17 protein-coding genes are annotated in these 22,710 nt (G+C 64.2%); 9 read left to right on the top strand and 8 right to left on the bottom strand.

Going from position 1 to position 22,710, the window contains the following annotated elements; genetic code table 11:
- Positions 1-95: 95 nt before the first annotated feature.
- A complete protein-coding gene (locus tag AAF604_02610) occupies positions 96-1,859 on the bottom strand; it encodes an acetate/propionate family kinase (protein ID MEM7048517.1) in 1,764 nt (587 codons plus the stop codon).
- Between the two features lie 436 nt (positions 1,860-2,295).
- Here AAF604_02610 and AAF604_02605 point away from each other — a divergent pair, with 436 nt between their 5' ends.
- The 4 genes from AAF604_02605 to AAF604_02590 all read left to right on the top strand — a co-directional run bounded on the left by AAF604_02605 (position 2,296) and on the right by AAF604_02590 (position 5,644).
- Entirely contained in the window at positions 2,296-3,300 is a 1,005-nt protein-coding gene (locus AAF604_02605; protein MEM7048516.1) for a serine hydrolase, read from the top strand.
- Between the two features lie 195 nt (positions 3,301-3,495).
- Positions 3,496-3,696 carry a type II toxin-antitoxin system VapB family antitoxin gene (locus tag AAF604_02600; protein ID MEM7048515.1) on the top strand — a complete coding sequence of 67 codons (201 nt, stop codon included), beginning with the start codon at positions 3,496-3,498 and terminating at the stop codon, positions 3,694-3,696.
- Positions 3,693-4,115, top strand: a complete 423-nt coding sequence (locus tag AAF604_02595) for a PIN domain-containing protein (protein MEM7048514.1) — start codon at positions 3,693-3,695, stop codon at positions 4,113-4,115. Before AAF604_02600 ends, AAF604_02595 begins: the two co-directional genes overlap by 4 nt.
- Positions 4,116-4,816: 701 nt before the next feature.
- Positions 4,817-5,644, top strand: a complete 828-nt coding sequence (locus AAF604_02590; GenBank protein MEM7048513.1) for a hypothetical protein — start codon at positions 4,817-4,819, stop codon at positions 5,642-5,644.
- A 152-nt stretch (positions 5,645-5,796) separates the two neighbouring features.
- On the opposite strand, the gene AAF604_02585 is transcribed toward AAF604_02590, so the two are convergent.
- Both AAF604_02585 and AAF604_02580 read right to left on the bottom strand, forming a co-directional pair.
- On the bottom strand, positions 5,797-6,291 hold the full coding sequence (locus AAF604_02585) for a nucleotidyltransferase (GenBank protein MEM7048512.1): 495 nt from the start codon (positions 6,289-6,291) through the stop codon (positions 5,797-5,799).
- On the bottom strand, positions 6,284-6,457 hold the full coding sequence (locus AAF604_02580) for a hypothetical protein (GenBank protein MEM7048511.1): 174 nt from the start codon (positions 6,455-6,457) through the stop codon (positions 6,284-6,286). The genes AAF604_02585 and AAF604_02580 overlap by 8 nt, the downstream gene beginning before the upstream one ends.
- Positions 6,458-6,778: 321 nt before the next feature.
- On the opposite strand from AAF604_02580, the gene AAF604_02575 reads away from it, so the two are divergent.
- Positions 6,779-8,056, top strand: a complete 1,278-nt coding sequence (locus tag AAF604_02575; protein ID MEM7048510.1) for a hypothetical protein — start codon at positions 6,779-6,781, stop codon at positions 8,054-8,056.
- 115 nt (positions 8,057-8,171) lie between these two features.
- Here AAF604_02575 and AAF604_02570 read toward each other — a convergent pair whose 3' ends face one another.
- A complete protein-coding gene (locus AAF604_02570; GenBank protein ID MEM7048509.1) occupies positions 8,172-9,602 on the bottom strand; it encodes a winged helix-turn-helix domain-containing protein in 1,431 nt (476 codons plus the stop codon).
- Positions 9,603-9,835: 233 nt separating this feature from the next.
- Between AAF604_02570 and AAF604_02565 the strand changes: the two genes are divergently transcribed.
- Both AAF604_02565 and AAF604_02560 read left to right on the top strand, forming a co-directional pair.
- Entirely contained in the window at positions 9,836-10,858 is a 1,023-nt protein-coding gene (locus AAF604_02565; protein ID MEM7048508.1) for an alpha/beta hydrolase-fold protein, read from the top strand.
- 116 nt (positions 10,859-10,974) lie between these two features.
- The gene (locus AAF604_02560; GenBank protein ID MEM7048507.1) at positions 10,975-12,507 is read left to right on the top strand and encodes a YifB family Mg chelatase-like AAA ATPase; all 1,533 of its coding nucleotides are present in this window, start codon (positions 10,975-10,977) and stop codon (positions 12,505-12,507) included.
- Between the two features lie 180 nt (positions 12,508-12,687).
- Here the strand turns inward: AAF604_02560 and AAF604_02555 are convergent, their stop codons facing one another.
- Together AAF604_02555 and AAF604_02550 are read right to left on the bottom strand one after the other, a co-directional pair.
- A complete protein-coding gene (locus AAF604_02555; protein ID MEM7048506.1) occupies positions 12,688-15,333 on the bottom strand; it encodes a LodA/GoxA family CTQ-dependent oxidase in 2,646 nt (881 codons plus the stop codon).
- A gap of 12 nt (positions 15,334-15,345) precedes the next feature.
- Positions 15,346-17,466 carry a tyrosinase family protein gene (locus AAF604_02550; protein MEM7048505.1) on the bottom strand — a complete coding sequence of 707 codons (2,121 nt, stop codon included), beginning with the start codon at positions 17,464-17,466 and terminating at the stop codon, positions 15,346-15,348.
- A gap of 143 nt (positions 17,467-17,609) precedes the next feature.
- On the opposite strand from AAF604_02550, the gene AAF604_02545 reads away from it, so the two are divergent.
- On the top strand, positions 17,610-18,032 hold the full coding sequence (locus tag AAF604_02545; GenBank protein MEM7048504.1) for a hypothetical protein: 423 nt from the start codon (positions 17,610-17,612) through the stop codon (positions 18,030-18,032).
- The gene (locus tag AAF604_02540; GenBank protein ID MEM7048503.1) at positions 17,995-19,233 is read left to right on the top strand and encodes a tryptophan 7-halogenase; all 1,239 of its coding nucleotides are present in this window, start codon (positions 17,995-17,997) and stop codon (positions 19,231-19,233) included. Before AAF604_02545 ends, AAF604_02540 begins: the two co-directional genes overlap by 38 nt.
- A gap of 229 nt (positions 19,234-19,462) precedes the next feature.
- Here the strand turns inward: AAF604_02540 and AAF604_02535 are convergent, their stop codons facing one another.
- Complete coding sequence (locus tag AAF604_02535) at positions 19,463-20,041, bottom strand: hypothetical protein (protein MEM7048502.1); 579 nt, start codon at positions 20,039-20,041, stop codon at positions 19,463-19,465.
- Positions 20,042-20,131: 90 nt separating this feature from the next.
- Complete coding sequence (locus tag AAF604_02530; GenBank protein ID MEM7048501.1) at positions 20,132-22,501, bottom strand: FdhF/YdeP family oxidoreductase; 2,370 nt, start codon at positions 22,499-22,501, stop codon at positions 20,132-20,134.
- Positions 22,502-22,710: the final 209 nt, after the last annotated feature.

The following is a 22,710-nucleotide window of genomic DNA, read 5'->3' as shown; positions in this document are numbered from 1 at the left end:
GGTTCTTGGGCCTCCTCACCCATCGCGGTGGCTTCGCCACCGCCGGGCCCTCTCGGGCCCGGTAGCAGGTTGCCAACGAGTTTTTCAGCAACCTGCTAGCGCGTGCGTCGACGTTGCAGGCTGGCCGAGGCGGCAACGTCCGGTGGCTGGAAGATCAGGTCGCCGCGGGCGCCGCCGCTCGACAGCTCGGCGGCGTTGGCTTCGTCGGTGTCGATGTGCATCTCGAGGACGTAGCTGTCTTTGACCCGTACCAGGACATCACCGAAGGTCAGGTCGCGATCACCGCCCTGGATCGCGACTTCGACCTGGTCGCCGTTCTCGACGCCATAGGCCAGGGCATCTTGGGCCGTCATGTGGATGTGGCGCCAGGCGCAGATCAGGCCCTCTTCCAGATGGAGCGTGCCGGCTGGTCCGATCAGGGTGATCGGGGCGGAACCCTGGGTCTTCCCTGAAGCGCGAATCGGCGCGTCGACGCCCAATGCGAACTCATCGGTTCGTGAGATCTCGATCTGGGGCGTCTTGCGCAAGGGCCCGAGCACCCGGACATTTTCGATACGCCCTCGCGGTCCGACCAGGGTCACCGTTTCGTGGGCGGCGAACTGGCCCGGTTGCGAGAGATTGCGGTAGACCGTGAGCTCGCGGTCGGGGCCGAAGAGGGCGTCCATCGAGGCCCGGTCGAGATGCACGTGGCGACCACTGATGGCGATGGGGATCGGTCCCGGTGTACGGACCTCCGTCTTGCCCTGGGCCACCAGGGCGGTCTGGCGGGCGGTCATCAACTCCTCGTTGGTCTTGACCACCAGCGTACGAACCAGCGCTCGGTCGGCACTGACGTCTACCACCGGGCAGTCGGCTCCGACCCGCACGTCCTGATTGCGGTCTTCATCGAGGCGGACGCCCAGGAAGTCGAGCTGCTGCAGGATCCGGCGGCGCATTTGGGCGCTGTTCTCGCCGATTCCGCCGGTCAGAACGATGCCATCGACCCCGCCCATGGCGGCCGCGTAGGCGCCGATATAGCGGCGCACGGCGTGGGCGTAGACGGTGATCGCCAGGCGGGCGCGGTCGTTGCCGGCGGCCGCCTGCTCTTCGATATCGCGCAGGTCATTGCCCAGACCGCTGAGGCCCGCCAAACCGCTTTCGCGGTTGAGGACTCGATCCGTTTCGTCGACGCCGAGCTGGCGTACCAGCTCGAGAACGGCTCCGGGATCGAGGTCGCCGCAGCGGGTTCCCATGACCAATCCTTCGAGGGGCGTCAAGCCCATCGAGGTTTCGACGGAGGTCCCGAGCTCGATGGCGCAGGCGCTGGCGCCGTTGCCGAGATGGAGGGTGATCAGGCGCAGCTCGCGGAGGTCCCGCTCGAGGTAGTCGGCGGCCACTTGCGAGACGTAGGCGTGGGACGGGCCGTGGAAGCCGTAGCGGCGGATGCCGAGGCGGCGCGCCAGGTCGATATCGAGAGCGTAGTACTGGGCCCTGCGGGGCAGCCGGCGATGAAATGCGGTGTCGAAAACCGCGACGTGCGGCAGGGCCGGCAGTGCCTGGCGGGCGATCCGAATGCCGGAGAGGTTCGCCGGATTGTGCAGCGGCGCCAGCGGAACGCAGCCCTCGATTCCGGCAACCACCTCGTCGTCGATCAAGGTGGCGTCCTGGAAACGCTCGCCGCCGTGGACCACGCGATGGCCAACCGCCTCGGGTTCGAATCCCTCGACCTGCGCGAGAACTTCGGTGACGGCCTTTTCGTGGGTTTGCCCCTGGTGACCGATCCGCTCGACGACACCGGTGTGCAGCGCCTCGCCGGTCGCCGTGTCGATCACCTGGTATTTGACGCTCGACGATCCGCAGTTGATGACCAAGACCTTCATGGAGAACCTCGCTTGAGTTTCTGTCTCTTGGGGCTTTGCAGGTTTCAGCAGTGCGACGGGCAGGTCGACCGACGTTTGGGATCGGCATGCAATCTACCACCGGCGACCCACCTCGGGGAGCCCGGCGGGATTCGGTGCTGGAGGAGCCGTGGAGGTCGATCTCTTCGGGGGCCGTGATTGATCGCTCAACCGGGGCGCGGCTACGATGGCGCCAGGAGGGTCGCCTGACGATCGTGGACAGACCCGCCGGAAAGACCGGCTCTTGGGCTATGCCGTTGTGCAATGCCACGACAAGACGCTCTCCGGAACTCGAGGGAGGCCTATGACGCGACGCATCGCACGGTTCATGACCCTGCTCATCATCTTGCCCTTCTGCTCAGCCGAAGGTCAGTCCTACGATCACGTTCAGCCTCGAGATCGCAACGATGGATGGGCCGTGGGGACCTTGCAGGAGGTCGGCATCGATCCAGCCCAGGTCAAGGACGTGATCACCACCGTCGGCTACTCTCACGGCACCCACAATCTGCGGAGCATCCTCGTCGCCCGCCATGGCAAGCTGGTCGTGGAGCAGTACCTCAACAGTTACGCCGTGGACACGATCCACGATGTCCGGTCGGCCGGGAAGACCTTTACCGGCGCACTGGTCGGGATCGCCATCGACCAGGGCCTGATTCGAGGTACTAGTGAGACCGTTCTTGCACTCTTTGGGAGTCCGAAGGGGTACGCGAACCCCGGCAACGGTAAAGAGGACATCACCTTGGAGAATCTCCTCAACATGTCCTCGGGCATGGCAGCCGATGCCTACGACGTGAGGACGCCGGGAAATGAGCTGCACCTCCGGGAGTCGGATGATTTCGTGCAGTTCATCTTGGATCTCCCGATGAGCTTTCCCCCCGGGGAGAAGTATCAATACAACTCGGCGGCGGCCTATCTCGCTGGGGCGGCGGTTGAGAGGGCCAGCGGCCGGACGCTCTCGGACTTCGCGGCCGAGCATCTCTTCGGGCCACTCGGCATGTCCCAGTACTACTGGACCAAAGGCCCCAAGAACACCACCCACGGCATGGGCGGCCTCTTCGTGACCGCCCGCGATTTCGCCAAGTTGGGAGCTCTGTATTTGAACCAGGGTCAATGGAACGGCCAGCAGATCATCAGTCGGCAGTGGGTCGAAGAAAGTCTGCGCAGTCGATTCCCGGTCGACGGCCCGCCGTTCCTTCAGACCGGCTATGGCCGGTTTTGGTTGGTAGCGGATCGAGACGTTTTTGGAAAGAGCTACCGAGTTTTCTACGCTTCCGGCAACGGTGGCAATGTGGTGGCGATCGTGCCCAGGCTGGACCTAGTGGTTTCGATCCAGCAGTCCGCCTACGGCCAGGGCTACCCGCACTTTCGCGCCTTCTCGATCCTCGATGGCATGATCAAGGCCTGCGTTCTCGGCGACCGCTGACCGAGACGAACCCGGCCGCCGAAGGCGGTTGAAAAACCGAGATCGCAAGGACTCGGGCAGTGTTTGGCGTTCTCTCGGGTGATGATGTCCCGCGCCACCGCTACCACCCCCTGGGGATTCGATGCCCGCGCCGTTCCGGCGGAGGTCGACAAATGCCGTTTGGCTTTGTGCGAGTGCTTGTGCGAAAATCTCGCCATGGCGACCAATCTAGCCATCGATCCCGATCTCCTCGAACGAGCTGTCGAGGTCAGTGGCGTGAAGACCAAGACGGCTGCCGTGACCCTTGCCCTCAAAGAGCTCGTCGCCCGCCGGGAACAAGCCCGCATCGTGGAGCTCTTCGGCTCTCTCGACTGGGATCCGGATTACGACTACAAGACCGAACGCGCTCGGGATTGAGTCTCTTCGTCGATACCAGCGTTTGGTCTCTGGCCTTTCGCCGGGATCGCCCCGAGAGCAGCGAGGAAACGCTGCGTCTTCAGCATGCGCTGGAGAAGAGAGAAACGGTCCTGACGACGGGTTTGGTGCTTCAGGAGCTGTTGCAGGGCCTGCGCGGTCCCAAGGCGGCGGAGGCCCTGATCGACCGATTCCGTTTTCTTCCCATCATCGTCCCGGATCGCAACGACCACGTCGAGGCTGCTGAGCTTCGCAACCAATGCCGACGACGCGGAGTCCAGTTGAGCACCATCGACGCGCTCTTGGCCCAGCTCTGCCTGCGTCGCCGCTTGACCCTGCTGACGACCGATCGCGATTTCCACCACGCCGCTCGCCTGTTCCCTCTGGAGATCTGGAAACCCGGCAAGGCGAGAGTAGGCTAGGTTCGCAACACTCAGCTTCGAGCTCGAATCATCAAAGTCTCGGCCGCGACGACTTCGCCCTCCGGCGAGGATAGAATCATGCAGCAATGGCTACGAATCGAGCTGTGAAGACGCCCAAAGTGTCTCCTCAGGTATCTCTTCGTCTCGGTCTGGGTACAGCCCTGCTCGCTCTCGGCCTTTCGGGCATGCTCCTCAGAATCGCCCAAAGTGGACCCGACTGGGAAGTGCCCTCCGCGGTGGTCGCGGCGCTTGACTATGGCTCCATCTTGGCCGTCGCTCTTCTGATCGGGGCCACGATCGGGCTCATCCATGCCAGTCTGGCTGGGACCCTTCCCCGTCTTGCCAAGGGTGGGGCTGCGGCGGTCCTTCTGCTGGCAGGTCTCTCTGTGGCCGCGGTGCTCTTGGCGGACCCCGCCCAGTGGCCCGATCGACGACCAGTGCTGTCAGGACTCGCTGAAGTGACTGCCTTCGGCCTATTTCTTCTCAGCGGACCCGTCTTTTGGCTGCTGGGTTTTCGGGCACTACCCCAGGCTCCCTGTCGCCGAGGGCTGCCAGCAGTGGGCTTGGCTGTGCTCTCGACCCTTGTCGTGGGCTTCGTATCAACCGGTATCGTGCTGGTGTTCTCTTGAAATCGCTGCACTCGTCAAGAAATGACTTCGTCCTTCTTGGGAAGCACACAAGCTCCTTCTTCGGCGATCCTCGTGGCTGTGATCGAGCGGATGAAACGAGATAGCAAAGCACGCTTCTTCTTGGGGATTGCGAATCCAAACTTGGGAGACCTCTGGGCGATGAGCTTTTGCAAGCCTCTTTCATGCGTCATGCTGATAGGTCTCTTTCTCGCGCCGCCTTGCGTCTCTGGCGAGGCACTCGACATCCATAGATTCCAGCTCGTTTCTGTAGGCAGTGAATTCACCTTGCACAGTTCGGATGGCCAGTCGGTTCCAGTGCCTCGGGAATGGCTCATGCCTGCTCAGCAGGTCAGGGAAGAAGAGTCGACCTATGTCTCCTCGTTCGACTACAGCAAGCCCGTTACGGCTTTTCGCGTGACCAATGAGCTCATCGGTCTTCACCTGTCGTCCTATCAGATTCAGAAAGAGGGGTCGGCGAGAGCGGCGGCTGGGAGAGATGTCTTCTTGTTGTTCGATCCACAGAGGCAGGAGCTGCATGAAGGGCTGATGGACCTCGGTGTCACCAAGAGACGAATTCGCTTCATGGGCTGCGCCAGGGCCTACCATCACGACTTCACGCTTGAAGACATCAACGGTGATTATCGCACCGATATTGGAGTCAAGAAGGACGAGATTCGATGCGACTTGGTCCACAACGAGATAGAAGATGTGGATTACTTCGTCAGCAAGGAAGCCAGTCATGAATGGCGCTGGTTCGTTCTCGAGGGAGACCAGTGGCGATACAGCGCGTCTCACGACGGGCGTGCCCCTTCGGCGAGCTCCGTCGAGCTACCTTTCATCGATATGCTCAAGAGCCCCGTCGATTTCGTGCGAGAGATGACCTCACCGATTGATAGGTAGTGAAGATCGTCCTCCGGAAAAGCTCCGCAAGCAGTGACGACTGGGAGGACCGAATTGGTGAGTCGCTGGGCGTTCGTGTAAGCGTCGGGATTGCAGTGGCACCGGATGGGGACTTCTCGATTCCGGAGGTGGGGCCTTTCGAGCTGAACCAACTACTGGGCGTCGCGACGTTGGATCTCGGTAAGGAGTTGCCTCAGGAAAGGAAGTTGGGATTGGTCCTTCGGCCGGCCAGCATGCTCCTTGGTCGCGATGATCATCTCGAGATTGAGGACTCTCACCACGAAGTCCGCCACTTCGAGCAGCTGTGTGTCTTCGATCAGATCCTGGAACGCCAAATTCTGGCCCACAGTGCGCAGCATATCTACACGGCCACAGTTCGTCTTGAGCAGGTGGACACTCATGCCTGCCAACCGAGAAACGTCCGGCTCGATATGGCGGCCTGCGGGATCGAGGTAGTAGGCCTCTAAGTCTCCAAGCGCGTTGGCCAGACGGCCCAGATTCCTCTCCGATGAGAGGTAGACCAAGTCGATGTCTTCGGTGCTGAGAGGAGATCCTTGCAGGATCGCCGCGATACCACCAACGACGATGAACTCGACTTCGTTTCGGTTCAGAATCCGAAGAACCTCGTCGAATCGGGCTTCAACCACCGTTCTGGGCGCGGATTCGGAATACAGTGTTCATGAAATTCTGGGCAGCTCGCAGGCGCTCCGTCGGCGTGAGCTGGAGCCTCTCGCGGATCTGACTGACGTCACCCCAGTCGAGTCCCCACTGCGACTGTTCTCCTCGATAGTCGTCGGTACATGTCCGCTCCATCCCTGGACTTGCACGCTGCCCTTCTTGCCGCCGTTCCATTCTTGGATTCTACCAAAGGCCCGCCAGCCAGGCAGGAGGACGGCCTCGAAGGTCGGCTAGAGAGTCGCACACGGTCCTGCTCAGCTACGGGGAACTATCCCTAGGTGTTGTCCGTTGCGACAGGAGACGAAGAATCCGGGCTGTCCTCGCTGATGCCTGTCGTGGCATCGAGGAATCCAGCGCGCCCACCGTAGCACCAGCCTCCCAACCAACTTTCGTTGGGGAGATTTCTAACTTCTTCCAGTGTCGATCCGCGGGCGAGTCAGACAGGATTTCTCGACGTTGATTGGGTTTGGTTGGTGCAACCCCGGTGACTTCGAAGAAAAGGACAAGAGCATGAAATACATACCAGATGATCAAGACCTCTCACGCGGCGCCGGCCAACTCGCCAAAGCGATCAAGCAAGCACGTCAGATCATGTTCGACGCGCCCTGGGTCGCCGAGAGCCCGGACCCTGAACAGGAACGGGCGGCCGCCGAGCGACAGCTGAAGCATCAGCTGTCGGCTGCTCTCGATCAAGGATTCATTCTCCACGACGTGTGCCAGCCAGAGCTTCGGCTGCTAAACCAACACAACCAGTTTGGCCTGGTGAATCCGGATAACCGGTACCACATCGCCAACATCACGACCCCCGGCACCTATACCCTTCGTGGCAAGCGTGGAACGAGCGCCGATTTGCAAATCCAGGTGGGTGCCGGCGACCCGGGCTTCACCGACGAGACCAACCTCGACCCCGTGAGCCTGCTCTCCCTGGACGACCTCGAGGTCGAGGACGACGGCTCCTTCGAGATCACCATCAGCGACACCGACCCGGGAGGAAACTGGCTCTGCAACACCAATGGGGACCTCACGGCGAAGAATCTCCTGCTTCGCGAAAGCTTCATGGACTGGAACACCGAGGTCGGCACCACCTGGTACCTCGAGCGCACGGATACGCGCGGCATGCCGAGCCCTCTTCCCGATCGCGACCTCGTGAACTACCAGTACGAACGTGCCTCCCAATACCTCGTGGCGTCTGCCGCCGCCTGGGTCAATCTGGTCACGTTCCTGCGCGGAGAGATTCCGCCAGGCATTTTGAGTCCGCCGAAGGAAACCAAGCTCCCGGGCCAATACGCCTCCGCCGGTTTCTTCCGCATGCGGCCGGATCGAGCCGTCATCATCACGCTGCCAAAAGTACCCGCACGGTACCAGGCCGCCCAAGTCGGTGATCTCTGGTTCAGCGGCCTGGATTTCTGCCACCGCCAGTCGAGCCTCACCCTCTCGCAAGCGCGGGAAAGTAGCGACGGTCTCTATCGGCTGGTGCTGAGCGCCCAGGATCCCGGCGTCGCCAATTGGCTGGATCCAGCCGGCGCGTCCACTGCCTTTGTGTACGTTCGGTGGCAAGGACTGCAGCAGGGATGCACGTTGGCTCCTTCCGAGTTCCCCCGTGCCCGCGTGGTCCGTTTCGACGAGCTCCGCGAGCGCCTACCCGACGACGAGCCGGATTTCTCGGCTGAGGAGCGAGTGGAGCAGCTGGCGGCTCGGCAGGCTGCGGGCCTGAGGAGTCCGCGCTCGTTCTAGAGTGTGACTGTTCGAGCGAGGCGGAGGGCTTCTACGGTCTGGAATCCAAGGCCACAGCGTCGAGCCCGGGTTGTGAGAAGCAGCTCCGGTTTGCGAGGTGCTCAATGATGTTGGCCTACAGTCCCAGCGCGCGCTCCGCCTCGATGAACCTCGCGTCCTCGCGATGGGCAGAGAACAAGGGATCGACGATGGCGAAAGGAAGTGCCCAGCCTCGGCCTTCGCGGGCGCCGTCGGCCAGCGCATCGAGGGCGCCTTCCGTATCCCCGAGCGAGAGTTTTGCCAAGGCTTCTGCCGCGGCTGTGGTCCCGCAGCCAGGCTCGGCATCGAGGTACGCGAGGTGGCGGCGGAAGTAGTCCTCGACCATCGATTCTCCGGACCGTGACGACGTTGGCGAGATGGCTCGCTCCGCGACCAGGGTCACGAGCTCGTCGTTCCGTCCTTCGACCAGTAGCGCCTGAACGAGACATTGGAACGCCGATGGATTGGCGGGATCCAGCTCGAGGCTACGCCGGCACTCGGAGGTCGCGCCTGCGATGTCGCCGGCGTAGTAAAGCGTCCACCCGAGATCTGCGCGCAGACCTGTCGAGATCGGATCGAGCGCGACCGCTCGTCGCGCCGCTGCAACTGCTTTGTCGAACCGGCCGTGAACGATCTCCATGGCCGCTCGCAACTGCCAAAGATTGGCGCTCTTCGGTTCCAACGCCGCAGCCCGCTCGAGGGCCTGTTGGCCACCCAGCCAGTCCCATTCTTCCCACAGCCGGAGCTGGGCCAGCTGCCGCCAGGCCCGTGCATTGTCCGCATCGCGAGCGAGCGCGCCCTCGAGTGCGAGCCGAGCCCGTTCAACGCGGCCCACGGCCGGGCGAGCGAGCTCGGTCTCGGCACGGGCGCTCCAAGGCTCAGCCCAACCGGGGGCGCGCGCGGTCGCCCGTTCGAAGCGCTCGATGGCGGCCTCGAAGTCCCGCTGACGGACCAGGTGCGACGCTTCCTCGTAGAGCCGGTTCGCTTCGGCGTCGTGGGGGTCGGTTGAGAATGGGGCCAAGGCGTCCGATGGTGCCGTGCCGTCGCCGTGTTGCTGCAACGCGGTCGGAATCGAGAGGACCAAGGCCGTTACTCCGGCGAGCACGAAGGCGATCCCGCTGTAGATGATCTGGGTTGAACGGCCGGTGTTCCGAACATCGACCGGTGGAAGAGCGCCAGCCGCTGGAGTCTGGTGCTCGTCGGATCGCAGGCGGCCGATGAAGCGATAGCCACGGCGTGGGACGGTCTCGATGAACCGCGGCTCGGCGGCCGAGTCGCCCAAGGTCGTGCGAATCCGGCTGATCGCTTGATGGAGGCCCGTCTCCCATTCGACGGCAGCCGTGCCCCAGATTCGCTCTCTCAGGACGTCGCGCGTTACCAGGACGGCCGCGTGGTCGACCAGCAGCGCGAGCACGCGCGAGGGTTGCGGCGGCAGGTCGACCGGTAGGCCCGCGCTCCAGAGCTCGGCGGTATCGAGATCCAACTCGTAGTTGTCGAACCGCACGCGGCGAGAGACGGTGTCGGTCATGAGGTTGGTTACGCGAAAGACGCGTGGGAGTTGGGGTCCGGCCTGTTCTGGCAGGCCGAAACGGATCATCAGAGTTCGTTCAGGGTTCGCAAAGGGAGCTCTCCTCAGGGGCCGCGTAAGAGGTCCTGTCAGTTCGGATAGACCGACTGGCGAACACGGAAAGGAACCCGTCAAAAGGCCAAGCGACGGACCATGCAGCAAAGAGAACCGATGACTGAAGAGGAGAGAAAATCATGATCAACCACCGACAACTCATCTTGATCGCGCTCCTGTGGTGGCCGGCCGCGGTCGCCTTCTCGCAGGACGAGCCCAAGCCGGCCGCGCCCCCCACCGCGTCGCAGCCAGCGGCCGTCGTCCAGGGCTCGCCAGACCGGCAGCCAGTGACTCTCGAGAACACCGAGGTCCGCCTCTTGCGCTCGAAGATCGTGGGGCAAGACCTCAAGCTATTCGTAGCCCGGCCATTCCGACCACCCGTAGCGGACGATGGCAAGTTCCCGGTGCTTTACCTGCTCGATGCCGAGATGTCTTTCCCACTCGTCCAGCAGATCGTGTTGTCCTTGCAAAGCGGCTTCGAAATGCCACCGGTCCTCATCGTCGGTATTGGCTACCCCGGCGGATTCCGAGAGAACAGCGTTCGACGGACCCGCGACTACACGCCGACACCTGATCCGGTCTTCACGAAGTTCGCGCGCCGTTGGGGCGGCAGCGACGGCACCTCCGGCGAGGCAGCGTCCTTCCTCCGCTTCATTCGCGAGGAGCTCAAGCCCTTCGTGGAGGCGAGCTACCCGGCAAACCCGGACGACGCGACAATCTTCGGTGCATCTTTCGGCGGTCTATTCGCGACCTATGCCCTTCTCGAAGCGCCCGATACCTTCCAACGTTATGTGATCGGAAGTCCATCCCTCTGGTGGGACAAGAGAGTCATTTTCGAGCTCGAGAAGCAGTACGCCGCGGCGCACGAGAACCTGCACGCTCGCGTCTTCATCGGCGCCGGAGGCCACGAGACGGACGAGCATGAGCGAGAGCAGCTTGCAAAGCTACCGGAGGCAGTCAGGCGCCCTGTATTGGATTTTCAGAAAGCGATCGACGGTGCGGCGCAGATGGTCGAGGCGATCGAGCCCTTCGTCGCGACGCTCGCGGGTCGGAACTACCCTGGGCTCGACTTGACCTTGCATGTGTTTCCGGGAGAGACCCACGGGTCCGTACAGCCAATGGTCGCCAGCCGAGGGCTGAAGACGGTGTTTGCTTCGCCCTGACCGCCAATCCGAGCCCGCCGCAGGCGGCGCGGCGGGTCGTTCTTGCAGCGGTCGCCGAGTCCAGGGAACGCGACAGTGCGCGAAAGCAGCGCGCCTCGCAAGGATCTGGGCGGTGTTTGGCGTCCTCCCGAGTGATGATGTCCCGCGCCACCGCCGCCACCCCCTGGGGAATCGATGCCCGCGCCGTGCAGGTCGAAGTCGACGTGCGCAACGGCCTGCCGCAGATGCAGCTCGTCGGCTTGCCCGATGCCGCCGTGCGGGAGAGCCGGGAGCGGGTGCGGGCGGCGATCAAAAACTGTGGCTTCGAGCTGCCGCCGCGGGTGGTGGTGGTCAACCTGGCGCCGGCGGATCTGCGCAAGGAGGGCAGTCACCTCGATCTCGCCATCGCCCTGGCGCTGCTGTCGGCCCACGGCCATTTGCCGCAGACGGCCCTCGATCGGCGCCTGGTGTGCGGGGAGCTCGGCCTCGACGGCAGCCTACGGTCGGTGCGCGGGGGGCTGGCCCTGGCCGAGTGCGCTCGCTCCCTCGAGGTCGACGAAGTCCTGCTGCCGACGGCGTCGGCTTGTCAGGCGGCAGCTCTCGAGGCGCTGCCGGTGGTGGCCGTCGACAGTCTCGGGGAGGCGGTCCAGCACCTGCTAGCCCTCGAGCGGCGGGAGCCGGTGACCGCCGCCAGCGCGGCCGTGGGGGAGACCCGAGACTCGACGGACCTCTCCGAGGTGCGCGGCCAGCTCCTCGGCAAGCGCGCCCTCGAAGTCGCCGCGGCGGGAAGCCACAATCTGCTCTTCGGTGGACCGCCAGGCAGTGGCAAGACCATGCTGGCGCGGCGCCTGCCCGGTCTCCTGCCACCCCTCACCACGGCGGAGGCCCTCGAGGTCACCAAGATCCACTCACTGGTGGGCGAAGACTGCCCCGAGGGCCTGATGCGGTGCCGGCCTTTCCGCAGTCCGCACGCCAGCACCAGCGCCGCCGGACTGATCGGCGGCGGCAGCGTGCCGCGGCCGGGGGAGGTCAGCCTGGCGCACCACGGCGTGCTCTTTCTGGACGAGATGCCGGAGTTTCGGCGCGATGTGCTCGAATCCTTGCGCCAGCCCCTCGAAGACGGTCGCGTCACCGTCGTGCGCAGCCGGGCGCGCCTCACCTTTCCTTCCCGCTTCAGTCTCGTCGGCGCCTGTAACCCTTGCCCTTGCGGGCACTACGGCTCGCTCCGCGGTCCCGCCTGTCGCTGTCCGCCGACGCGCGTCGAGAGCTATCGCTGTCGTCTTTCGGGGCCGTTGCTCGACCGTATCGATCTCCATGTGGAGGTGCCGGCGGTGAGCCTCGGCGAGCTCAGGGAGCCGCCCGGTGAATCCTCCGCGGTGGTGGCCGAGCGAGTGCTCGCGGCCCGGGAGCGGCAGCGTCACCGCCAAGGTGACGGAGTTTCGAACGCCGCCCTGGGCAGCGCGGAGGTGGCCCTGCACTGCGCCCTCGACCGATCGCCTCGGCGGCTTCTCGATGGCGCCTTCGAGCGCCTCGGGCTGTCGGCGCGGTCGGTCCACCGGGTGCTCAAGGTGGCGCGCACTCTGGCGGACCTGGCGGCGGCGGAGCGCATCGCCTCGGCCCACGTCGCCGAAGCGCTGCAGTATCGCCAGAAGCCGGTCGTCGTGGAGTGAGCTTGGCCGGCCGGCTGAGCCGGGCCACTAGCCCCGCTGGTTGGCTGCTCGTCGAAGCAGCAATCGCCACAGAAGGTCTTGGCGAGAGGCAGACGCTCGTCGATCTCGAGGTTTCCGCGCCCAGGCGGTCTTCGTACTCACGGAGTGTCGCGACCAACGCTGGATTTCCAGCCTGTCCGCTCAACAGTCGCCGTCGTCCTTCCGCCCCTCGGTCCGTTCGACGCTGATGTACTTCTGGTCCGGGGGCATCTCGGTCGGCTCATACTCTCCCTCGAGATACGGGTTCTCGCGGATGAAACCCAGTCGCCACCATTCGGTGACCATTTTGAGGTCTCCGGCGTTGGTGCCGGGCAGACCGGGGCTCCAATCGAGCCAGCGATACCCCGTGGGCTTGCCATTTTCGAATCCTGCCACCTCCCAAGCCTGGAGCGGCCGATGGCCGGGCCACCAAAGTGTTTCCCAGCTCCGCTCCTCGCGCCGCATCAACGTATCCCCTTCGCTTTGCGGGTAGAGTTCGTTCCACTCCTCGTAGGTGATGTTGATCGGCTGGGTGGTGCATTCGTTGAAGTCCGACTGCCAAGGCACCGCCATGTGCTTGGTCACGTCCCCGGGCTGAAGGCCGACGTCGAAGTTGTCGTCTTGGCTGAGATCGTTATCGGTGTAGGACGCATAGTTGACGTCGGGAACCTGGCCGCGCCAGTTGTTGGCTTGGGCTGCGGTTTGACGAAAGGCGTAGAAGGCGGGATCGGCCTTGATGCGGTAGGGCTCGAGGTAGATGGACGTATTGCGCAGAATCCAGCCGGCCTCGGCACCCGGACAGAAGGATCCGCCCAGGAGGTTCGACAGCACTCCCTGGTCCAGGTCGCGCCCGGTGCGATTGACCCAGCCGTCATAGGGTCGCCATGGGTCGGGTCGGGGCCAGCCTTCCTGGTCCTCGTTGTGGAAGCGGCCGAGGGCCCATTGGCGGAGCAGATAGTACTGGAAGTCGGTCAGCCGAAAGAACTTCGACGGCAGGGTGTTGGTCAGTGGATTGTCGCCGGCTAGGAGGGGCATCAACGGCAGTCCGTGGATGCGGCTGGTCGCTTTGCTGCCGACCCGGAAGCGATTCTCTTCCCCGGGTTGGCGCAGGAGGTCGAAGAGGAACAAGCGGTCGTCGCGGAAGGGGTCGTGGGTCGCGGCCTGGCGACACTGCTCCCGGCAGCGCCGAAACAAATCACCGCTGAAATAGCGCCGCACCTGGTCGCGAAGTGCTCCCTCGATCCGTTCACAGGCCTCCTCGTCGGCCACGCGACGGCGAAAGCGGTCGAGGATCCAAGTCTCGAGCGTGTCTTGGGATGGAGGCAGGGACGACGAGGCCGCCGGTGCTGCCCGCCAGGCAGCGACGTAGCTCTCGAGGTCGCTGTCCTTCCGGACCAGCTCTCGTTCCTCTAGATCATGAGCGAAGGTCGACAATCCTTCCTTGAGCTCGTTCCAGAGCTCTCCGTCACCGAGAGCCGGGTCGGCCAGGGCGCTGGCGGCGCCCGGTGGCGCGCCGTCGCCCTGCTTCCCTAGCTGCTGCAGGATCGGCTTGACGGTCTCCACGAAAAGGTCGCCGGAACGGATGCGCTGTTTGCAGGCCTCCTCACATGCGGCCAGCTTCTCGCGGTCGATCCATGGTGGCACGCCCAATTTGCAGGGGTCGAAATTGCCCCGCTGCGACTGGTTGTGGGGATAGTTCGACAGCGCCAGGACGCTGGTCAGATAGGTGAACTCGTCCGGCCGGAAGAGAATCGGCCAGATGTCGCGGTAGAACCACGGTTTGTATTCCTCGTTCCACCCCAGACGACCCGCCCGCCAGTGGATCAGGGCGCCGGTGTCACGGGGGTCGATGCGCTGCGGATTATCAAAGGTGCCGGGTTTGCCGTAGAGGTCCGTGCGGTAGGCGAACTGCCGCACGGCGTTGTCGTACAACAGCTCGTCCATGGTGACCATGTCGAGGATCTGGGGGACGTAGGCGGGGTAACCGACGATCGCCCAGGCCGGGTATTCGACGTCGATGAACCGCACCTGTTGCACGTCCTCGGAGAACATCACCAGGCGCGCCATCACCGGCCCATCTGACGTGTCGTCGAACCAACCGTCGTTGTTGGCGTAGGTGTCGATGCGCGGCTGGCCGAACTCGTCGAAGTTGAACGAGCCCGAGCGACCGTGGCCACCGAGAACCAGCAGGCGACCGCGGTCGTCGGTTTTGAGCTCACCCAGGGTGTCGATGTTGCAGGGTTTGAGCTCGGGCGGGAAGGTCGGGGCGTAGACGCTTCCGCCGTCGCGATCGAATCGCGCCGAGCGTCGTTCGAGGCAGTCGACGATGCGGGGCCCGGGATCGATGATCAGTCGCTGCCGGGCGTTGCTTTCGACGATGTCGGCGTTGCGCCGCGGATGATCCGATGCGTACCCGTGCTCGCCCTCCAGTTGCTCGAACTCGTACCACGAGGCTTTCTTGTTGGCGAGGTAGACACGCCACTGAATGTTCTGCAAGACGCCCTGGTTGCCGCCGCCGGAGATCGGATCGCCGATCTCTAGCCGACGGCCCTCGGGGTGGTCGTCGTCGTAGGCCCAGATCTGAAAACGGGCCGCTTGGCGAAGGATGCGACCTTGATCATCCTTGAATTTTTCGATCGTCAGCTCTTCTTCGCCGTCCGGGGAACGCTGCGGATTACCCTGGGCGTCGCAGGCGATCGGCATGGCTGCCGGCTTCTCCGGCGAGATGCAGAATCCGTCGTCGTCGGTGCTGTTGCCGAGGCGGGCGATACCGATGGCCGGATGAATCTTGTAAGTCGTCGTAGACATGCTGTCTCCTGATCAGTCGAGGAGGTCCAACGACACGCCTTCGAGGCGCAGGAGCTCGTCTTCGGGGCGGTAGTCGGCGCCGATGACCACCAAGGTGATGGTCAGCGTCGAAGTCTCTTCGAGCAGCTTCCGGGCAGTCTCGGTGACGTTGATGCGGTGGTTGCGGGGAGTGTTGTGGCTGCGCGGTCGCCTGTCGTACGCGCGCCGGCGCCGTGGCGGCGGGTCGCAATGGCCGGGGCCACCGTAGCAGGGGCCGTGGCCGAAGATCGCCAGATAGCCGGCGTAGGTGGGATCGTTGATGGAGGTCGTGGCATCGGCCCCGGGGCGGTTCAAGAAGACGCGGATGAAGCACGATCTCGGAAGCTGTGGGACGCGATGCAGGCGGATCTCGGCGCTGCTGAAGGACCGTGCCTCGGCTGGTACCTCGATCGGCTGCGAGACAAAGCGGCTGACCGGCGTCTCCAGACCTACCGGAAGCAGGAAGCTGGAGCGCACGTATTCGTAGCCGAAACGCGACATGTCGAGGGTGTCGGCGATGGTGTAGCCCCACGGGGTCATCACCGAGTCGAGATCGATGGGCAGGCTATGTGGATTCTGCTGCTGCCACGCGTGCCACAGCCGGTCGACGTTCGCGTGTACCGGCCAGAAGATCGGGTCGTAGGAGGCGGTGAGGTTGCTGAACATGTCGCCGTACTGCGGCTGGGTGTAGAAATCCTCTCGCGTGTGGAAGTTGCGGCCGGCGACCCGTACGCCCTGGTTGCGGTCGCCGCTCAGGTCGGCGTCGAAGTCGCGTGCCTCACCGGTTCCGGCAACGCGCTCGCCGGCGGCCGGGTGGCACTCCGGAAAGTCCGGATTCATGCCGCCGGTCCAGATGTGCATGGTGTTGTGGGGGTTCTGGTCGAGGAAGCCGAAGGAATCGTTGTAGATATCGCCGCCGCCGAAGTCGCGGAAGGTCCGCAGTCTCATGATCTCGTCGATGTCCTCGGGCTTGGGATAGTGGTAGTGGATGATCTGATTGATCGTTCCCTGCTCGCACCCTTGATTCGGTCCGTTGTTGTACTCGCCGGGATATCGCAGGGGATACCAAAGGGCGTTGGCGTCGAGTAGCGCGTCGATGAAGCGGTTGCGGTACTCATCGACGGTGTAGTGCTCGTTGGTGAGCTCGGCGACACGCGCGAAGAAACACTGCAAGGAGTAAAAGTGCTCGCCGAGCATGTTCCGGCGCAGAGTTCTGGCCGCGTTCTGTGGCAGTGCCGGTTCGGCCTCGTTCTCCAGGTAGTCGATCGAAGCCTCCGTGAGGAAGGCTTGGAGCGCTCGGGGAATGCGCCACCCTTTCTCCGGATTTCTCGGCCTGTACTGGGGCATGGTCCAGTCCCAATACGGCAGGGTGACGCCCGGGCATTGGTCTTGGAGCGCCTGTTCGAATTCGTAGAGGTAGATCCGGTGCCAAGGCAAGAATCGCTCCCAGCCGTGTTGGCAATGGTCCTGGTGCTTCTGGGCGAGGTTGTTGTAGTTGCGACTGTCCTCGGGCCAATCGTTGAGGTCGTAAAGCCGGCGGAAGGCGGTGCGGAGCTTGTCGACCTGGGACGGGCTCATGCAGTCGATATTCATGCGCTGCTGAAGACCGCCACGTTGTGCGGCGTACTCCTCCGGCGCCGCGTGTAGGTCGAAGACGGCTTCGCCGACCACCTCGACCCGGTCGCGCCCTACCTCCTGGAGCTCATCCAGCACCTGGAGATCGCCCTCGAGGGAGAGCGAGGCCATGCGGTCCTCCTCCGGGCAACCGTCGTCGATCCAACTGCAGATCAGATCGATGTCGTCCTCGGAGACGGGATGGCCGCCCCACGGCAGACGTGGGAATCGCGAACCGTCGAAAGGGGTCGCTCCGCGAAGGCCACGGACCAGCCCCGACTCCTCGCCGCGGCTGACCCGTGCGTCACCACCGTCTTGGGCGTTGGAACCGCAGCACGAGGGAGTGGTTGCAGGCGCGATCATGCGGACCCCATGGACCCTGACCTCGAGAAACTTCGTCAACGGTAGGTTCCAAAAGCGGCCGTTGCCGTCGTAGTCGGCGTCGCTGTCGCCGGCAGCTCGGTCGAGGATCGCTCGGATACTTTGGTATCGGGTTGCCATGTCACGCTCCTGAGAAGCGCCGCCTCCGGTGGCGACTTCGTTGGTTGAAGATGCGTGGCTGTCCGCCGAGCAGTGGGCTCATGTCGGATTGTTTGATGTTATCGTCTATTATACAACATAATAATCAAAGAGGATTCGAAGTCATGAGCGACCAAGTGAATGGCAATGTTTTCGTCGGTAGCTGGAGCTACCGTAGCTGGCTCAACGATCCCGATCTTGCCACCGAGCCCAACGCTCTACTCTTCGGTTCGGGAACGATCGAAATCGTCGAAGCATCGATGGAGATCTTGCGGGGCACTATCGGTGGTCAAGGTTGGTCACTGACTCTTCACGGCTCGAGAAGCTACGGCAATCCGATGACGGTCCGGTTCCGTGGCAAGGGCGTCGTCAGTGGGGCGGAGTGGATCTATGCATACGTCGGCTACCTGGTTCCGGAGTGGCCCGACGGAGAGCAACAAAAGACTGCGATGGTCGGTTCGATCGTCCGCGTGATTCCCCACCCCTCGAACGGCGGCACGGCGCCGGCGGGTGTGGTGGCGTCGTGGTACGCCGTCAAGCGCGATTGAGCATGCGGGCGATGGTCGGAGGGGAGCAGGTGACGTGAGAACGGAGGTCGGTGGGCAATGTGACGTCGCGGTCGTTGGCGGCGGCCCGGCCGGCTGTGCCACCGCACTCCGCCTGCGGCAGCACGATCCCGACCTCGCCGTGGCTTTGATCGAGGCCTCGGGCTATACGCAGGAGCGGATCGGCGAGAGTCTGCCGCCGATGACCCAGCCGCTGCTGGAAGGGCTGGGTGTATGGGATCGGTTTTGCGCCCAGGATCACTTGCGGGCCTTCGGCACGGTGTCGACCTGGGGCAGCGGGCGCCCAGCCGGCGATGACTTCATCACCTCGCCCTTCGGTCGCGGATGGCATCTGGACCGGCATGATTTCGACTCCATGCTGGCTGGGGAGGCGGCCAGCCGGGGTGTGCAGGTCCAAATGCGCACGCGCCCGATAGGTGTCGAACGCAGGAGCGCGGGCTTTCAACTGCGGCTCGAAGGGCCGGCCGGCCGCCGGTCTCTCACGGCCTCGTTCATCGTCGATGCCACCGGCCGGCGGGCGATCGTCGCCCGTCGGTTCGGGGCCAGGCGGTTGCTCGACGATCGCCTGGTCGGCGTTTTCGCCTTTTTTCGCCTCGCGGCTGCCGGCTGCCGCGACACCCGCCTCTTGGTCGAACCTTTCGAGGATGGCTGGTGGTACACGGCGCGCCTGTCCCGGGACCGAGCGGTGGTGGCGCTTATGACCGACAGCGACATCGTGCGCGGTCGCCAACTCTGGCAACCTCAGGAGTGGCTCGCCGCGTTGCAGGCAACACACCACGTTCGGGCACGACTGGAATCCGCGGAGCTCGAAGGTGCACCGCGGCTGGTGCAGGCCAGCTCGGGGCGCCTTGATCCGCCGAGCGGCGACGACTGGCTCGCCGTCGGCGATGCCGCATCGACCTTCGACCCGCTCTCGGGTCAAGGGATTCTGAAAGCCTTGCGTGCCGGCTCCTGCGCCGCCTACGCGATTTCCGATCACCTCCGCGGTGACGCTGGGGCGCTGGCCAAGTACCGTCGCTTCGTCGAGCGCGAGTACCACTCGTACCTCGGAACCCGAGGCGCCTACTATGCAACCGAGCGGCGGTGGCCTCGATCACCGTTCTGGCGCTGCCGCCGGGTAGCAGCCGATACGACGGCCGCGCCGATGGCGGGCTTTGCAGGACCGCAGGCCGATCGCGCCTGAGTATCGTCGTCGGGCCGGCGAGCTGGGCGGGTGCTCAAGGTGCACGCACCGTGGCGGACCTGGCGGCGGCAGAGCGCATCGCCTCGGCTCACGTCTCCGAAGCGCTGCAGTATCGCCAGAAACCGGTCGTCGTGGAGTGAGCGGTCGTCTTTGAACTACGCGACAGCGCGGTCGAGTGTCGAAGGGAGGTCACTTCCATTCCTGCTCGACGCGCGCCGCCCGGGGGCGCTCAATTGGCCGCCATGAATTCGCGGTATTCGCCGCGCCGCTCCGCTGCCACGAACTCTGCGATTTCCATCGAGAAGGCATCTCCGTCTTCGTAGTTGTTGGCCTCGAGTTGGATCGGCACCTGCACCGTCCCGCCTTCTTCGGGGGAGAGCCCTTCGACCCAGTGGAGATAGCGCGCCTTCTCCTGGTCGGACGAGTCGGCGTGCCGCAGCTCGACGGTGATCCCGGGAAGTGGGGGACCATCGCCCTCGAACATGACGATCAGGTCGATCAGAACGTTGACGGTGCGGGGGCCTTCCGAGATTTCTTCGGCTCCCTCTTCGAGGTCGTCCCCCTCGGCGGCCGAGGCGACCATGGAGGTGGCTCGAGCTTCGCCGCTGGCGGTGGTCTGGCCGGCGACTTGCCGCTCCTCGATGGAGAGGTCGAGGGTCTCCAACGAGTAATTCAGTCGGGCCTCGAGGATCTGCTCGGCGGTGAGGGGAGCCTGGGTTGTGTCTCCGGGGTTGTCAGCGGGCGAACAGGCGGTCACTAGAACCACCAACGATAGGGCCGTCAGACTGGGCAGGAGGATTTTCATCATGAGGGGCTTTCGCATCGAAATGCTGCAGATGAATCGGCGCCGATCCCGCCGCCTCCCTGGCGGCGACCTCGGCGAGGTGGCGACGTGGTCTTATTCAGCCGTGGCTTCCGGGCGCGCTCGCACTTTGATCAGAACCAGCTTCGAAGTTGGCGTGTGCGAACGGTCGGCGCGCATCTCGAGGGGCACCAGGACGTTGGCTTCCGGAAAGTAAGTAGCGACGCAACCCCGCGGGATGTCATAGGGCACGGCGAGGAAGTTCTCCGCGACGCGGCCCTTGGCCTGGCCGGCACCGACCAGGTCGACGGCCTGCTCTGCCGTCAGCCCGCGCTCCTCGAGATCGTCCGGGTGCATCATGACCAGTCGTCGCGAGCCGGCGAAGCCACGATAGCGGTCGTCGAGGCCGTAGACGGTAGTGTTGAACTGGTCGTGCGTGCGGATGGTCATCATGCGTAGCTCTCCCGGTCCGACTTCGATTTGCGGCACCGGGTTGACGGTGAATCGGGCGCGGCCGCTGCTGGTCTCGAAGCGGCGCTCGCGAGATCCGTTCGGCAGATAGAAGCCGCCCGGCTGTCGGACCCGCTGGTTGTAGCGCTCGAAGCCGGGAATCACCCGCTCGATCTTGTCGCGGATCTTCGAGTAGTCGGCGGCCAGTCCGCTCCAGTCGACGGACGACGTGTCGCCCAGGACCGCTTGCGCCAGGCGGGCGACGATCACCGGCTCGCTGCGCAGTTGACCGCTGGCGGGCTCGAGGGTGCCCTGCGACCGATGCACGACACCCATCGAGTTTTCGACCGTGATGAACTGGTCTCCGTTCGCCTGCTCGTCGCGTTCTGAACGGCCGAGGCACGGCAAGATGAGCGCCGTGCGACCGTGAACGAGGTGGCTGCGGTTGAGCTTGGTCGACACGTGAACGGTCAGATGGCAGCTCCTCAGAGCCGCTGCGGTGACCTCGGTGTCCGGCGCCGCCGACAAGAAATTTCCACCCATGGCGAAGAACACCTGGGCTTCGCCATCGCGCATCGCCTCGATGGCGTGCACCACCGAGTGCCCGTGCTTGCGCGGCGCCTGGAAATCGAACTCCTGCTCGAGCTTTTGCAGGAAGTCCTCGGGTGGCTTTTCCCAAATGCCCATGGTGCGGTCACCTTGAACATTGCTGTGCCCGCGCACCGGGCAGGTGCCGGCGCCGGGTTTGCCGATCGCCCCACGGAGCAGCAGGAGATTGACCACCTCGCGAATGTTGTGGACGCCGTTCTTGTGCTGGGTGAGGCCCATCGCCCAGCAAACCACCATCTTCGGGCGGGCGACGACCAGATCGCAGAATTCGTGAACCTGCTCGGCGGTCAAGCCGGCGGCGGCCACCAGTTGGTCGAAGTCTTGCTCTTCGAGGTGCGCCAGCAGGTCGTCCTGACCATCGGTGTGCTCGGCGACGAACTCATGATCGAAGACGCTGCCGGGACTCTGCTTCTCTCGCCGCAGGAGCTCACACATGGCGGCCTTGAGGAAGGCGACGTCGCCATTGATCTGCACCTGGAGGTAAAGGTCCGCCAGCGATGTGCCTCCGGACAGCAGGTCGCGCGGGGACTGCGGATGCTGGAAGCGCTGCAGGCCGGCCTCCTTCAGCGGATTGACGGCGACGATGCGCGCTCCCTGGCGTTTCGCCGCCTGTAGGGCGCTCAGCATGCGGGGATGATTGGTGCCCGGGTTCTGCCCCATCACCACGATGAGATCGGCGATCTCGACGTCTTCCAGGGTGACCGAGCCTTTGCCGATGCCGACCGTTTCAGCCAGGCCGACGCCGCTCGATTCGTGGCACATGTTGGAGCAGTCCGGCATGTTGTTGGTACCGAACTGACGCACGAAGAGCTGATAGAGGAAGGCGGCTTCGTTGCTGGTGCGGCCCGAGGCATAGAACAACGCCTGGTCCGGCGAGTCGAGAGCGTGGAGGTGGTCGGCGATCTCGCCGAAGGCCTCGTCCCAGTCGATCGTTTCGTAGTGGCTCGCGCCCGGACGCAGCACCATCGGGTGGGTGATGCGTCCCGCCTGGCTGAGCTCGAAGTCGGTCCAGCGGCCGAGCCCTTCGACCGAGTAGCGGCGGAAGAACTCGGGATCGCAGCGTTTCCGGGTCGCCTCTTCGGCCATCGCCTTGGCGCCGTTCTCGCAGTACTCGGCGACGGCCGAGCGGTGATCGTCCGGATCCGGCCAGGCGCAACCCGGACAGTCGAATCCCTGCTTCTGGTTCATCCGCGCCAGCATGCGAGTCGCCTTGACCGGGTCATAGCCTTCTCGCCCCATGTGCTTCATGGCCATCATCACGGCCTTCAGTCCAGCCGCACCGGTCGGCGGCTTGCGCTGTTCGACGGGCGGCGCTTCGGAGGGTCCGCGCGCCACCTCGTCGCGTCGCGGCGTCTCGTCTTCCTCGGTCGTCGGGACGGGGGCTTTGTCCGTGGTCTTCAGGGCCATAGCGGAGTGATTTTATCCAAAGGAGCGGGAGCGAGGCAGGGGCTCGAGGGACTCTGCGAGAGAGAGGGATGACCGATATTCACCTATTCCGTCGCTAGGTTTGCGAGGTGGTCGCGATCCTTCGCCCGGAGGTGAGATTCGCGAGAAGGCGTGTTCTCGGGACAGGCCAGGGATGGGCTGCCTCATTCGCTGGGTCCCCGCGGGGGCCC

This window comes from Acidobacteriota bacterium (assembly GCA_039028635.1).
Lineage (GTDB): Bacteria > Acidobacteriota > Thermoanaerobaculia > Multivoradales > JBCCEF01 > JBCCEF01.
This window is presented reverse-complemented; position numbering and strand designations above follow the sequence as displayed.

Excerpts from the sequence above, each read along its gene's own strand:
- AAF604_02565 (MEM7048508.1), top strand. The coding sequence starts at position 9,836 with ATGATCAACCACCGACAACTCATCTTGATCGCGCTCCTGTGGTGGCCG.
- AAF604_02610 (MEM7048517.1), bottom strand. The coding sequence starts at position 1,859 with ATGAAGGTCTTGGTCATCAACTGCGGATCGTCGAGCGTCAAATACCAG.
- AAF604_02535 (MEM7048502.1), bottom strand. The coding sequence starts at position 20,041 with ATGATGAAAATCCTCCTGCCCAGTCTGACGGCCCTATCGTTGGTGGTT.
- AAF604_02530 (MEM7048501.1), bottom strand. The coding sequence starts at position 22,501 with ATGGCCCTGAAGACCACGGACAAAGCCCCCGTCCCGACGACCGAGGAA.
- AAF604_02570 (MEM7048509.1), bottom strand. The coding sequence starts at position 9,602 with ATGACCGACACCGTCTCTCGCCGCGTGCGGTTCGACAACTACGAGTTG.
- AAF604_02550 (MEM7048505.1), bottom strand. The coding sequence starts at position 17,466 with ATGGCAACCCGATACCAAAGTATCCGAGCGATCCTCGACCGAGCTGCC.
- AAF604_02555 (MEM7048506.1), bottom strand. The coding sequence starts at position 15,333 with ATGTCTACGACGACTTACAAGATTCATCCGGCCATCGGTATCGCCCGC.
- AAF604_02600 (MEM7048515.1), top strand. The coding sequence starts at position 3,496 with ATGGCGACCAATCTAGCCATCGATCCCGATCTCCTCGAACGAGCTGTC.
- AAF604_02545 (MEM7048504.1), top strand. The coding sequence starts at position 17,610 with ATGAGCGACCAAGTGAATGGCAATGTTTTCGTCGGTAGCTGGAGCTAC.
- AAF604_02580 (MEM7048511.1), bottom strand. The coding sequence starts at position 6,457 with ATGGAGCGGACATGTACCGACGACTATCGAGGAGAACAGTCGCAGTGG.